The sequence below is a fragment of the Gottfriedia sp. NPDC057948 genome, assembly GCF_042887255.1.
GTDB lineage: Bacteria > Bacillota > Bacilli > Bacillales > Bacillaceae_G > Gottfriedia.
The window spans coordinates 22855-36867 of sequence record NZ_JBHVPN010000010.1; the positions used below are offsets into that span (position 1 = coordinate 22855).

A 14013-nucleotide genomic window follows, 5' to 3' on the forward strand; every position below is an offset into this window, starting at 1 on the left:
AAATGAGTAAAATTCAGTTTCTTGATACAACATTACGTGATGGCGAACAATCTCCTGGGGTTAATTTAAATCGATTTGAAAAGCTCGAAATTGCAAGACAACTAGAAGCTTTAGGTGTTGATATCATTGAGGCTGGTTTTGCCGCTTCCTCAGAAGGTGATTTTTTAGGAGTTCAAGAGATTGCGAGACAGATTCGTTCTGTCTCCGTCTCAAGCCTTTCTCGAGCAAAAGATTCAGATATTAAAACAGCATGGGATGCGTTAAAACATGCTGCTGAACCGAGACTTCATATATTTCTAGCAACAAGTGACATCCATATGAAATATAAATTAAACATGACGAGATTAGAAGTTTTGGAAACTGCTAAACATTGTGTGCAGCTTGCAAAATCCTTTTTTCCAAAAGTCCAAATTTCAGCTGAAGATGCCTGTCGTACTGATCGAGCATTTCTTGCCGAATTCGCAGAGACTGCCATAAAAGCAGGGGCAGATGTGATTAATATTCCAGATACTGTCGGTTACACGAGTCCTTCAGAATATTACGATCTATTTAAATATTTACAAGAAAATGTACCGTCCTATCATAAAGCTATTTTTTCGTGTCACTGTCATGATGACCTAGGAATGGCAGTAGCGAATTCTTTAGCTGCTATACAGGCTGGCGCAACCCAAGTTGAATGCACCGTAAATGGAATTGGGGAAAGAGCAGGAAATGCAGCACTAGAAGAAATAGCCGTTGCATTACATATTAGAGAAGATATTTACCGGAAAAATAGTAATTTACGATTACAAGAAATTACGAAGACAAGTGAACTTGTTAGTCGTCTTACAGGTATGGTTGTCCAGAAGAATAAAGCAATTGTTGGTACAAATGCATTTGCTCATGAATCAGGTATTCACCAAGATGGCGTCTTAAAAGAGCCAACAACATATGAAATTATACCCCCATCATTAATTGGGCTTTCTACAAATTCATTAGTATTAGGGAAACATTCAGGGCGTCATGCTTTTACTGATCGATTAAAAGAACTTGGATTCAACTTTTCAACAGAAATTATAAACGAAGCGTTTATTCAATTTAAAGCCTTGACAGATTCGAAAAAAGAAATTACAGATGCAGATTTATTAAACATTATTAGTAAATGGAGCAAAAAGGAGGTTCTAAAATGAAATTAAACATCGCATGTCTTCCAGGAGACGGAATCGGACCAGAAATTATGAGTTCAGCAGTAAAGGTTTTAGAACAGATTGCACAATCTTATCAACATGACTTTACTTTTTCCACAAATTTATTCGGTGGTCACGCGATCGATGAAACAGGGACTTCATTACCGAAAGAAACATTAGATAATTGTTTAAATTCGGATGCCGTATTACTGGCGGCAGTAGGTGGACCAAAATGGGATCAAGGTGTCGAACGACCAGAAAGTGGCTTATTAAGGTTAAGAAAATCACTTAATTTATACGCAAACATTCGACCAGTCGATGTTTATGATGAACTTGTAAATCATTCACCTTTAAAATCTGAACAAGTAAAAAATGTAAGCTTTGTTGTCGTTCGAGAATTAACAGGTGGAATTTATTTTTCTGAACCTCGTTTCCATAATGAAAATGAAGCAACCGATACACTTTCCTATACTAGAGAAGAAATTGAACGAATTGTAAAGTATGGATTTGAGCTAGCAAAAACTAGAAAAGGAAAACTTACATCAGTTGATAAAGCAAATGTATTAGAATCTAGTAAACTTTGGCGGAAAATTGTAAATGAATTAAGTTCAAACTATCCAGAAGTAGAAGTTGAACATATTCTTGTTGATGCAGCTGCGATGGAGTTAATTCGAAACCCAAGAAGGTTTGATGTAATCGTTACTGAAAATTTATTTGGGGATATTTTAAGCGATGAAGCTTCCATGATTACTGGTTCATTAGGCATGCTACCTTCTGCAAGTAGATCTGGTAAGGGACCTTCCTTATATGAGCCAATTCACGGTTCAGCACCAGATATCGCTGGAAAAAATAAGGCAAACCCTATTGCAATATTAAGGTCTGTTGCAATGATGCTTCGCGATTTTAACTTAGTTGATGAAGCAAACTCGATTGAAAATGCGATTGTTAATTCAATAAATAATGGCTATTTAACTGGTGATCTAGGTGGTGAAAGTTCAACGATTGAATTTACAGAACAAGTAGTAAAGGAATTACAATTTCAAACAGTTGGAGGAACAATTCGATGAAACAAACATTGTTTGATAAACTTTGGCAAAATCATGTTGTATCTGGTGAAGTAGGTAAACCCCAGCTTTTGTATATCGATTTACACTTAGTCCATGAGGTAACCTCTCCGCAAGCTTTCGAAGGATTGAGATTATCCAATCGAAAAGTAAGAAGACCAGAATTAACCTTTGCGACGATGGATCATAATGTACCAACAGAAAATCAATTAGTCATCACTGACTTAATTGCGAAACAACAAATGGATACGTTAAGAAATAATTGTCAGGAGTTCAATATTCCTTTAGCAGATATTACGGATGAGGACCAAGGCATTGTCCACGTAATTGGGCCAGAACTTGGGTTAACTCAGCCAGGAAAAACAATTGTCTGTGGAGATAGTCATACATCTACCCACGGTGCATTTGGTGCTTTAGCTTTTGGAATTGGTACAAGTGAAGTTGAACATGTTTTAGCAACACAAACTTTATGGCAAGTTAAGCCGAAATCAATGGGTGTGAAACTTGATGGTAAGCTTTCAAAAGGTGTATATGCGAAAGATATCATTCTTCATTTACTAGCAACTTATGGTGTATCAATGGGAACTGGATATGTCATTGAGTTTTATGGTGAAGCAATTACAAATATGTCAATGGAAGAGCGTATGACTATATGTAATATGGCGATTGAGGGAGGAGCAAAAGCAGGATTAGTTGCTCCTGATCAAAAAACTTTCGATTATCTAAAAGGTCGAAAATATACAGTAAATTCATATGATGAAAAATTAGTAGAATGGAAGAAATTATATACAGAAGAGGGAGCGACATTTGATAAAACAATCGAAGTGGATGTAGCAACACTTGCCCCTTACGTAACGTGGGGAACAAATCCTGGAATGGGCGTAAGAATTGATGAAGCCCTTCCAAAAGCTAAGGATGAGAACTACGAACGAGCTTATGAATATATGGGATTAAAGCCAGAAATCACACCTAATGAGATTCCAGTTCAACATGTATTCATCGGTTCATGTACAAATTCTAGATTGTCAGATTTAGAGGAAGCGGCAAATTATCTAAAAGGAAAGAAAGTAAAATCTGACGTGCGTGCATTAGTTGTTCCAGGATCAAAAAAGGTCCGAAATGCAGCGATGGCAAAAGGACTCCATAAAGTCTTTATCGAAGCAGGATTTGAATGGAGGGAAGCTGGTTGCTCGATGTGTCTAGCAATGAATCCAGACCAAGTACCAGCTGGAGAACATTGTGCATCTACTTCAAACCGAAACTTTGAAGGAAGACAAGGTAAAGGAGCAAGAACACATTTAGTAAGTCCAGTAATGGCAGCGGCTGCTGCAGTACATGGTCATTTTATTGATATTCGAAAGGAGCAAGCAAATGAAACCGTTACGTACGCATAATGGCACAACTGTATCAATTATGTTAGATAATATCGACACAGACCAAATTATTCCAAAACAATATTTAAAGCGAATAGAACGAACTGGCTTTGGAGAATTTTTATTCGATGAATGGCGATATCATGATGATCGCTCACCTAATCAATCTTTTGCATTAAATAATGAGGATCGAAAAAATGCTTCAATCTTAATCAGTGGTAATAATTTTGGTTGCGGTTCATCTAGAGAACACGCACCTTGGGCGTTAAATGATTATGGATTTACAATTATCATTGCTGGTAGCTTCGCAGATATTTTCTATAATAACTGTATAAAAAATGGCATGCTCCCGATTGTCTTAAATGATGAGATTCGCTCACAATTATCTACATTAAGTGGGAACAAAGAAATTGAAGTGGATTTAGAAAAACAAGTCGTTAAAACAGTATTTGGAAACTTTGATTTTTCAATCGATCCTGTTTGGAAAGAAAAGTTACTAAATGGCCTAGATGATATTGCGATTACGATGAAATATGAAAATGACATTGAGCAATATGAAAAATTACACGCATAATTAAAATTGGAAGTGTCTTATAAGTTAACTTACTTATGAGATACTTCTTTTTAATTGCAAACATGAAGATTATGGAAAATAAGTAAGGTTCTCCCTATTTAATGCAAATTTGTCGATAAAATTAACTTAAATGAAAAATTGTTGTTTGAATATTTAGATTATTGTTTAATAAGATTAAATACATTATTAATCTAGAGAGAGGTGATTACAATGAACTTAAAAATTATTGTAGATAGCTCTTCTGATCTTCCAGCTGATATATTGAAGAAATACGATATTTCAGTCATTCCATTAAGAGTTTATGACCAATTAGAAAAAGAGTATCTTGATGGAGTAAATTTACAATCACATGAGTTAATGCAAAGAATGAAAAATGGAGAGAATTTTACTTCATCTTTGCCTTCCTATGATGCAATTTATCAAACTTTAGTCTCATGTAGTACAGATAAAAATTGTGTCTATCTTACTTGTTCTGGCGATTTATCTGGTACGTATAATTTTGCACAATTAGTAAAACTAGATATTTTAGAAAACAATCCAAATGCCTCTATTCATATTATCGATACTAGATCAGTATCACTAGGAATTTGCGTATTAGTTATGGAGTTAATAGAAGGCTTAAATAAGAATGAATCATTTGAGAATCTAATGAAACAATTACAACACAATATAAATAAGATCCAACATATTTTTACGATAGAAGACCTCCAATATTTAATACGTGGTGGACGTGTTGGTAAGTTTGCCGGATTTTTAGGTGGCATGCTAAATATAAATCCAATTATGGAAGTAAGCGAAGGAAAATTTAAACCACTTGAAAAAGTACGAGGTCGAAAAAAAGCATTAAATCGAATGCTAGAATTAATGAAGATCCGAAAAGATGAATTTAGTAAAAATGTTGGAGTTGTATATGGGGTAAAAGATGATTCCACCGAACAATTTATTAAACAATTAAAGGATCTAATTGGTAGTGAACAGATAATAGAAAACTCAGTTGGCTCAGCAGTCGGCGTTCACACTGGCCCTAGTGCAATAGGAATCTTTTTTCTAGCTAATTAAGAAAATTTATTGGACTCTCAAAGTGGTGAGAGTTTTTTTGTTTAGTAAAACTTTCGAATAAAAAATATATGGATATAATAAAAAATAGTTTAATAGGAAATAAGAATATATTTGCGCTACTTATAAAGAGACATGTTTAATGATGATAAAACAACTTTTGACAATGTGATATGTAATAATATCAGAAAATTTGTAATTTTAAAATAAAAAATCACGACTATTTTGAACACAGTAGATTATTCCTGTGGAAATTAATTTTGGTAGGATAGAAGTTTAAGGTACCACTATTTCAATAGGAAAGAACGTTCGAAAAACTAGGGTGATAATATTCTGGAATTAAGGACTATTGTTGGATTACCGTTTTTTAAAACTGCAAATAAAAACATCAAAAGTGCAAATAAATACCCAAAACTGCAATTAAAAATGTTAAATCTGCAATTAATTTATATGAACTGCAATTAAAATCAACATATGCATGTAGACTAAAAAACGGACACACTGAAATGATTAAATGGGCATATTAAGAGAATTTCAGTAAATAACAAAAGGATTTATTCAAGAAAAGATTCATTTTAATGTGTCCATTTTATTGACGTAGATACAATATGTGCAAATAATAATATTAAAATTGCAAAAAAAATCCCGTTTTTTATGAATATCGATCCAATCTGTTTCCGCACTCCAACCAGAGCACATCTATAAGGAATTTCACGTACCGAATTTATTTTAAAAAATATAAAAATAAATAACTACGTTAAAGTGAAACAAAAACTCATTAAAATCCAAAATTCTAACCTAAAACTCATAAACTATATCACATAAATCCCAGAATCCACCACCTATTTTCCCCCACAATATTACCTACCTAAATCATTTTACTAAACCGTATTAAACTTTTTTGGTAAAATAAAAATTGAATAAGATTTATTAATCGTCTTTTTACATATTTAAATTCTTTCATGAATAGGAGTGATGTAATTGAAAGCTTATATTTTAAGAGACACTAAAGGGCCAGAGTCACTAAAATTTGAAAATGTTGAGATTGGTACTGTTCATCCGAATGAAGTAGTCATTAAGTTAAAGGCAGCATCATTAAATAGACGTGACTTTTTTATAACGCACGGTATGTATCCAGGGATGAAGTTAGATGGAATTTTAGGATCTGACGGTGCCGGAGTTATTGAAGCTATTGGAGATGAAGTAACGGGCTTTACTTTAGGTGATGAAGTGATCATGAACCCGAGTATAAACTGGGGAGATCGTGACGATATCAATTCTGATGAATTCACTGTACTTGGAATGCCTTCTAATGGTACATTTGCTGAATTTATTAAACTACCAGTTGAAAATGTTTATAAAAAACCTGCGTACTTGTCATGGGAAGAGGCTGCAGCAATTCCATTAGCTGCACTTACTGCATATAGAGCATTAATTACACGCGGTCAATTACAAAAAAATGATACAGTATTGATTCCAGGTATTGGTAGTGGGGTTGCATTGTATGCATTACAAATTGCTGTTGCATTCGGGTCAAAAGTACTAGTTACATCTAGTAGCAATGAAAAAATTGAAAAGGCAGTTGAAATAGGTGCGGCTGCTGGTTTTAATTACCGAGAAAATGATTGGTATAAAAAACTCCGTAAAGATTTTGGATTTGTAAATCTTACAATCGATGGAGTTGGTGGAGAATCATTTAATCGATTAATTGATTTGACTGCTCAAGGTGGAAGAATCGTATCATTCGGTGCGACAAATGGACCAGTTCCTCAAACAGTATTGCCAAAAGTATTCTTTAAAAATATGGATATTAGAGGTACTACAATGGGAAGTCCAAGAGAATTTGAACAAATGTTGGCATTTTTTGAAGAATATAAAATTAAACCAATTATCGATCAATCATTTGAATTTACGGATGTCATTAGTGCATTAAAACGTATGGGTGAAGGAAATAATTTTGGTAAGATTACCGTTAAAATTGGTTAATTTGGATTGTTTTTTACAAGTTTGTCTTCAATCAAAAGAACTGAACTATTCAGTTCTTTTTTTTTTGCTCCTTGATAAATTACAATTAACATCATATGATTATTACAAATGTAATATTTAAAAAATTTAGTATTTTGAGTATTGTAAGCGTTTTATTAAAATGATTAAATATTTTGGGGGGCTTATTATGAAACATTCTTACTTAACTAGAGAACATGAAATCTTCCGCACGGCTCTTAGAAAGTTCTTACAAAAAGAAGCTGTACCATTCTATGATGAGTGGGAACAAAACAAAATGATCCCTAGAGAATTCTGGGATAAATTAGGAAATGAAGGATTTTTGTGTCCTTATGTTGACGAAAAGTATGGCGGTTTAGGTGTAGATTTTGGCTATTCAGTCATTATTATAGAGGAACTTGAGAAAGTTGGTTCAAGTTTAGTTGGTGTAGCATTACACAATGATATTGTTGTACCTTATTTGACTGCTTATGCAAATGAAGAGCAAAAAATGGAATGGTTACCTAAATGTATTTCAGGCGAATATATTAGTGCAGTTGCTATGACTGAACCAGGTGCTGGATCAGATTTAGCAAATATTAAAACAACTGCGGTAAAAGAAGGGGATTACTATATCGTTAATGGTGAGAAAACGTTTATTACGAATGGTATTCATTCAGACTTAATTATTATTGCAGTTAAAACGGATACGACGATTCGACCTGCTCATAAAGGAATAAGCTTGCTAGTTGTCGAAAAAGATACAGTTGGGTTTTCTAGAGGAAAGAAATTGAATAAAGTAGGACTTCATAGCCAAGATACAGCTGAATTAATTTTCCAAGATGCTAAAGTACCTGTAAAGAATTTATTAGGAGAAGAAGGAAAAGGCTTCTATTACTTAATGGAAAAATTACAGCAAGAAAGATTAGTAGTTGCTTTAGAAGCATTAGTTTCAGCTGAAGAAATGCTGAAAGTGACAACTGAGTATGTGAAAAGTAGAAAAGCATTTGGAAAATCAATTGCTGGGTTCCAAAATACTCAATTTAAACTTGTAGAATTGGCTACTGAAATTGAAATTGGTCGTACTTTCATTGAGGACTTAATTTATAAGCATATGGAAGGCGTAAATGTTGTTAAGCAAGTATCAATGGCAAAATGGTGGATTACAGATTTAGGTAAAAAAGTAGCTTCAGAGTGTCTTCAATTACATGGTGGATATGGATATATGGAAGAATACGAGATTGCTAGACGTTTCAGAGATATTCAAATCATGTCAATTTATGCAGGTACAAATGAAATCATGAAGACAATTATCGCAAAACAAATGGGATTAAATTAAAACAGACTTAAAATTGGAGGATCAAATTTATGAGAGAAGTAGTTATTGTTGATGCTTTAAGAACACCTATTGGTAAAAGAGGCGGCAGCTTTAGCGAAACAAGACCTGATGACTTAGCTGCAATTGTACTAAAGGAATTAGTAAGTCGAAATGAATTTGATCCGAAAGAAATAGATGATGTGATTATGGGTTGTGTTACTCAAATTGGTGAACAGGCTGGTGATATTGGTAGAGTTGCTGCTTTATTAGCAGGTCTACCAATTGAAGTGCCTGGTGTTACAATTGACCGTCAATGCGGATCAAGTCAACAATCTGTCCATTTTGCATCACAAGCCATTTTAAGTGGAGATATGGACATTGTCATTGCAGCTGGTGTTGAAAGTATGACACGTGTGCCAATGTTTTCGAATTTAAAAGGATCAAAATGGAATGAAAAACTAACGAATATGTTTGGTGACTTTAACCAAGGGATCTCAGCAGAACGCATAAATGAAAAGTGGAATATCAGTCGAAGTGAGCAAGATGAATTTGCTTATAATAGCCATCAAAAAGCATTAAAAGCTATGAAACAAGGCTATTTTGAAGTCGAAATTGTTGCAGTTTCTGTTACGAATCAAGAAGGTGAGCTTGTTAAAGTTACGAAAGATGAAGGACCAAGAGAAAACTCTTCGATTGAGAAATTATCTACTTTAAGACCAGCTTTTACTGAAAATGGTTCGGTTACTGCTGGAAATGCAAGTCAAATTAGTGATGGAGCAGCAGGACTACTTTTAATGAGCAAAGAAAAAGCTCATCAATTAGGATTTAAGCCAAAGTTTCGAATTATTGGGAGAACGGTAGTAGGATCTGACCCTCAATTAATGTTAACAGGGCCAATTCAAGCAACTCAAAAAGTTCTACATAAATGTGGTTTAACAATCGATCAAATCGATTTGTTTGAAATAAATGAGGCATTTGCTGCAGTTCCTTTAGCATGGCAAAAAGAATTAAATGTACCATTTGAAAAATTAAATATATTCGGTGGAGCGATCGCATTAGGTCACCCTCTTGGTGCTAGTGGTGCAAGGGTTATGGTTACTTTGTGTAATGCTTTAGAGAAAACTGGTGGCCGTTTTGGACTACAAGCGATCTGCGAAGGCCATGGTATGGCAAATGCAACGATTATTGAGAGATTAAATTAATAACCAACAACATACTGGGGGATTTAAAAAATGAATATTCGTGATAGTATAGCAATCGTTACAGGTGGAGCATCAGGTTTAGGTGCAGGTACAGTTAGAATGATCGTAGAAAATGGTGGGAAAGCTGCTATTTTCGATTTAAATGAAGAAAGAGCTGCTAGTTTAATTTCTGAATTAGGTGAAGAAAATGTTTGTTTTGAAAAAACAGATGTATCTTCAGAAGAGAGCGTTAAAAATTCAATTAGTAATGTTTTAACTAAATATGGTTCATTTAATACAGTAGTAAACTGTGCAGGAATTGTATTAGCTGAAAAAGTAATTAAAAGAGACGGAATTCATTCATTAGAATCTTTCCAAAAAATCATCAATGTAAACTTAGTTGGTACATTTAACGTTATTCGTTTAGCAGCTGAACAAATGATTAACAATGAACCAAATGAATTTGGTGAAAGAGGTGTTATTATTAACACCGCTTCAGTAGCAGCATTTGATGGCCAAATGGGGCAAGCAGCTTACGGTGCATCAAAAAGTGCAGTAGCTGGAATGACATTACCAATTGCAAGGGATTTATCAAGATACGGCATCAGAGTGATGAGTATTGCTCCTGGAATATTTGAAACGCCAATGTTTGATGTATTACCAGAAAAAGCTAGAGAATCATTAGGAAATATGGTTCCATTCCCATCACGTCTTGGTAAGCCATCTGAATACGCACACTTAGCGAAAAGCATTGTTGAAAATCCAATGTTAAATGGTGAAGTAATCCGTTTAGACGGTGCAATCCGTATGCAGCCAAAATAATAGTTATATCAGAGGCAGGAAGAGCAGGTTAACTTGTTCTCCTGCTTTTTTTGTTTATGTTTGGGATTAGTAGTTGTTTTAAACTAACACAACGCATGTGAAGATCAAAAACTACTAAAGCTGTTTTTTATTTTAAACAATGGCAGATTAGTACCATTGGAAATGCAGTTTTCATGAGTCTTTTGATAGATTACCATTTTTTTACTTTATGATAAAATAAAACTCAAATTACATATACATATAGGAGAACTAAACATGAAAAATCCAGTCAGTGCAATGTACATAATATTTGGTCTATTAATTGTAACGCTAACTTATTTTACTAATTTTGTTGGACCCGTTTTACTGAGAGGCTTCGGTTGGATCTTATTCGTAGTAGGGATTCTTAATATGTTTTCAACATATTTCAATTCAATCCCAAATCCTTTAGCAGATTTATTTAATACTGAAGAAAATGAAAAAAATTAAAAAAATTAATACTAGGCTTAAATAATTTCTAGATTCTCTGATCAACTAACACAGTGCATTAGTGTTGGAAAAACGACTCATAAGAGTCGTTTTTAAAGTTACTTTTTATTATAAAAAAGGTCTGGTTTTCCACAATTTGGGCACTCATATAAATAATGTTCTTGAATTTCGTCACTAATATTTCCATTTTCGTCATTATTGGAAACATTTGAATTACAATTTGGACAATTAATGCTCGTTTTGGAGGATTTGTTTATTTGATTCTCCATTTTCATCCATCCTTTCTTTGCTTTTCTCTGATAAATCTTTCATATTTTACCCATTAAATTATATATCTTATTAAATAAATTTAACCTGTTTTGGCGGGTAATAAACATTGTAGAGAAATGAAAAAAATGAATAGATAGAATGATTTTTTGAAATCGTATACAATATAGATAGCCACAATTATTGATTAACTTAATAAATATTGGAATCAAGAGAGGCGGTATTGAAATGGAAACATCTAAAAAAGTAACAGTAAAAGCAACTATTAAAGCATCAATCGAAAAAGTATGGGAATTTTGGACAGAACCTGAACATATTAAAAAATGGAACAGTGCTTCAGATGACTGGCACACACCTATTGCAGAAAATGACTTACGTGTTGGTGGGGAATTCCGTTCAAGAATGGAAGCAAAAGATGGTAGCTTCGGTTTCGACTTTGGTGGAATTTATGATGAAGTAAAAAAATATGAGGTAATTGCATATACTCTAGGTGATGGAAGAAAGGTTAATATCACATTTAGTGGTAAAGGAAACGAAACGGAAGTAATTGAAACATTCGATCCTGAAACAACTAATCCTGTTGAGTTTCAACAACAAGGTTGGCAAGCAATTTTGGACAACTTTAAAAAATATGCAGAACAAACAAATATGTAGGTAGAAACACAGAGAATGGTTTTTTAGAATCATTCTCTTTTTTTGGCTTATCAGAATTATAAATAGAAAGATTTAAAGGAAGGCCAAATACAACCAGCAAATGAAGGATCTGGATAAAGAATATTTATCAAACTATAACTCGAGTAAAGATTTACATCCATTTAACATTGTAAAATTAAATGAAATTTCATTACATGATTCAAATGTAAGATCTATTGAAAATCCTAAAAACGATACATTTGTTATCTATTTAGATTGCAAAGGCGGTTTTAATGATTTTTCTGAAATCAAACTCACTTTTAAGGGAGTTAAAGAAATAAGTATGCCTGAGAATTTTAAAGGTGGTTTTTGGCTTTATGATGAAGTTTATCCATCAAAATTAGGTTTTGAACTACATGTCCTATTCGACATCCCGCTTATGGTATAATCGAAGTACAGAAAATATGTAATTAGACATATAAAGAAAGTCCTTATAGATAATTAAATTAAATAAAACGAATTTCAAAAAACTCAATTGAATAGGGAGAAAAATTGTGATTTTTGATATTTTATTTTTTGTATTTTTTATGTTTGCATCTTTTTATTTTTATAGAAAGTACATATTAATTGGACATAGAATGAACTATTTTATTGGTTATTAGCTAAGTTTTATTTGTTGAGGGAAATAAAGCACATGGTAACATGGAATAACTTGTTGAGGAATAAAAAGGGGAATCAACAATGAATAAATTAAAGTCTATAGTAGCTTACGAATGGAAAAGTATAGGAGCTATTTTAATAATTACTTTTGTGAGCATTTCAATGTGGTTAGAACATGATTACGATTTTTACTTTTGGTTGCTAATAATCTCGTTAATTATTTCTATATTTAGGGCAGTTTTCAATATTTTAGTAAAATTAAAAAGTACAGATCTTTAAGGAATACATATGCAGAAATAAAAGGGCTACTATGGTAGCCCTTTTATATGTCTTGACCTAGTTTATGCTTGAAAACAAAGGGTCGATATTCACTTTCCATGGAGAGATAGGTGACGTTCTCACAAAGGTAAAAGAAAGTTTGGTCCTTATTCGACCCTTATCTTTTATAAAGAGATTAACCTCAACTGGGATTTCAGTTTCTAAGGAGGATGACTCAGTCTCCTTTGGTTGGGGCAAAGTCCACTGTATTGCTTCTATTTTTTTTATTTTCTTTAGATCTTTTTTAATATTTTTTTGATTACTTATAGCAATTTTTTTAACTAAGCCTTTATCTTGGTTTTTAATAGAAACGAATAATACATTTAGCAGTTGGGAAGGTGGTTGGTTGTTCATATATTCATTAATCTTTCCAGCAGCTTTAAGGATCATCACATAATGAGATAAGTCTGCTTTACCTGTACGATGTGTCGAGCTTCCCATAAAATGAATGCAAAAATGACCACAGAAACCGTTTGGAAGTGAACCTGCACCATGTGGCATACCGTGCATGGAGGCAGGTATTAGGTTTTCATCAGCTAAAATTAATACAGCCCTTCTTCGCCAACTCCAGTTCCCATCGTATATTTCCTTCATTATCCTTGTATCTTCTCTCGTTAATGGCTGAACATCTGCATGCCTACTACCAGCTCTTCGTTGTACATTAAAGCTCTTCCCACTTTCTACATCGATTACAGTGAACAACGAGTATTTTGGGATTATTTTGTTAACAGCTTCCCAATCCTGAATTTCGATTTGAAAGCTAATTGGGGTGAGTACTGGTTTGTCTGTCTTAGCGTAAGTAAAATCTGAGAAGCAAATTAATGAAAGTGACATTATTAAAATAAAAAAAACTTTTTTCACAGCTAAAAATCAACTCCGATGTTTAGTAATTGATAACATCTATTTTGTGTTATTTTTTAGAAAAAAAAGCTAATAAAAATTTGGAAATAAAAGAGAATTAGTTTTTTTAGTGCATTACTCAAACTTAACTAGATACTTCTTAATAAATTCTTATTGAACTAACGAATACTTAGTTGCACAACTTGACCGACTTAAGTCGATTTTTTGGGAACAAAAAATCAGTTGAAGTGAATAATCAAACATAATTGAACTAACTAATAAATATCTTA

The 14013-nt window shown here is 33.1% G+C and carries 12 protein-coding genes and 2 pseudogenes; 12 read left to right on the forward strand and 2 right to left on the reverse strand.

Annotated features, from left to right (window positions below; all coding sequences use genetic code 11):
• Positions 1 to 2: 2 nt before the first annotated feature.
• The 10 genes and pseudogenes from ACFVRR_RS15310 to ACFVRR_RS15355 all read left to right on the forward strand — a co-directional run.
• Positions 3 to 1124: pseudogene (locus ACFVRR_RS15310) on the forward strand (2-isopropylmalate synthase); the annotation flags it as partial.
• Positions 1125 to 1165: 41 nt separating this feature from the next.
• Positions 1166 to 2233 carry a 3-isopropylmalate dehydrogenase gene (leuB, locus tag ACFVRR_RS15315; protein WP_387330117.1) on the forward strand — a complete coding sequence of 356 codons (1068 nt, stop codon included), beginning with the start codon at positions 1166 to 1168 and terminating at the stop codon, positions 2231 to 2233.
• Positions 2230 to 3624: a 3-isopropylmalate dehydratase large subunit gene (gene leuC / locus ACFVRR_RS15320; RefSeq protein ID WP_387330120.1), complete on the forward strand. Its 1395-nt coding sequence runs from the start codon at positions 2230 to 2232 to the stop codon at positions 3622 to 3624. Before leuB ends, leuC begins: the two co-directional genes overlap by 4 nt.
• Positions 3602 to 4177, forward strand: a complete 576-nt coding sequence (gene leuD / locus ACFVRR_RS15325; RefSeq protein WP_387330123.1) for a 3-isopropylmalate dehydratase small subunit — start codon at positions 3602 to 3604, stop codon at positions 4175 to 4177. The genes leuC and leuD overlap by 23 nt, the downstream gene beginning before the upstream one ends.
• Positions 4178 to 4387: 210 nt before the next feature.
• On the forward strand, positions 4388 to 5236 hold the full coding sequence (locus ACFVRR_RS15330; protein ID WP_387330126.1) for a DegV family protein: 849 nt from the start codon (positions 4388 to 4390) through the stop codon (positions 5234 to 5236).
• A gap of 978 nt (positions 5237 to 6214) precedes the next feature.
• On the forward strand, positions 6215 to 7219 hold the full coding sequence (locus ACFVRR_RS15335) for a zinc-dependent alcohol dehydrogenase family protein (protein WP_387330128.1): 1005 nt from the start codon (positions 6215 to 6217) through the stop codon (positions 7217 to 7219).
• A 187-nt stretch (positions 7220 to 7406) separates the two neighbouring features.
• Entirely contained in the window at positions 7407 to 8555 is a 1149-nt protein-coding gene (locus ACFVRR_RS15340) for an acyl-CoA dehydrogenase family protein (RefSeq protein ID WP_387330131.1), read from the forward strand.
• 29 nt (positions 8556 to 8584) lie between these two features.
• Positions 8585 to 9736 carry a thiolase family protein gene (locus ACFVRR_RS15345; RefSeq protein ID WP_387330134.1) on the forward strand — a complete coding sequence of 384 codons (1152 nt, stop codon included), beginning with the start codon at positions 8585 to 8587 and terminating at the stop codon, positions 9734 to 9736.
• A gap of 30 nt (positions 9737 to 9766) precedes the next feature.
• Positions 9767 to 10537, forward strand: a complete 771-nt coding sequence (locus ACFVRR_RS15350; RefSeq protein ID WP_025568444.1) for a 3-hydroxyacyl-CoA dehydrogenase — start codon at positions 9767 to 9769, stop codon at positions 10535 to 10537.
• 255 nt (positions 10538 to 10792) lie between these two features.
• Positions 10793 to 11005 carry a hypothetical protein gene (locus ACFVRR_RS15355; protein ID WP_387330138.1) on the forward strand — a complete coding sequence of 71 codons (213 nt, stop codon included), beginning with the start codon at positions 10793 to 10795 and terminating at the stop codon, positions 11003 to 11005.
• A gap of 98 nt (positions 11006 to 11103) precedes the next feature.
• Here ACFVRR_RS15355 and ACFVRR_RS15360 read toward each other — a convergent pair whose 3' ends face one another.
• A complete protein-coding gene (locus tag ACFVRR_RS15360) occupies positions 11104 to 11274 on the reverse strand; it encodes a hypothetical protein (RefSeq protein ID WP_387330141.1) in 171 nt (56 codons plus the stop codon).
• 226 nt (positions 11275 to 11500) lie between these two features.
• Here ACFVRR_RS15360 and ACFVRR_RS15365 point away from each other — a divergent pair, with 226 nt between their 5' ends.
• Positions 11501 to 11926, forward strand: coding sequence for an SRPBCC family protein (locus ACFVRR_RS15365; protein ID WP_387330144.1), 426 nt, complete (start codon positions 11501 to 11503; stop codon positions 11924 to 11926).
• Positions 11927 to 12020: 94 nt separating this feature from the next.
• A pseudogene (locus tag ACFVRR_RS15370) lies at positions 12021 to 12353 on the forward strand (DUF4085 family protein); the annotation flags it as partial.
• Positions 12354 to 12901: 548 nt separating this feature from the next.
• Here the strand turns inward: ACFVRR_RS15370 and ACFVRR_RS15375 are convergent.
• The gene (locus ACFVRR_RS15375) at positions 12902 to 13744 is read right to left on the reverse strand and encodes a hypothetical protein (RefSeq protein WP_387330147.1); all 843 of its coding nucleotides are present in this window, start codon (positions 13742 to 13744) and stop codon (positions 12902 to 12904) included.
• Positions 13745 to 14013: the final 269 nt, after the last annotated feature.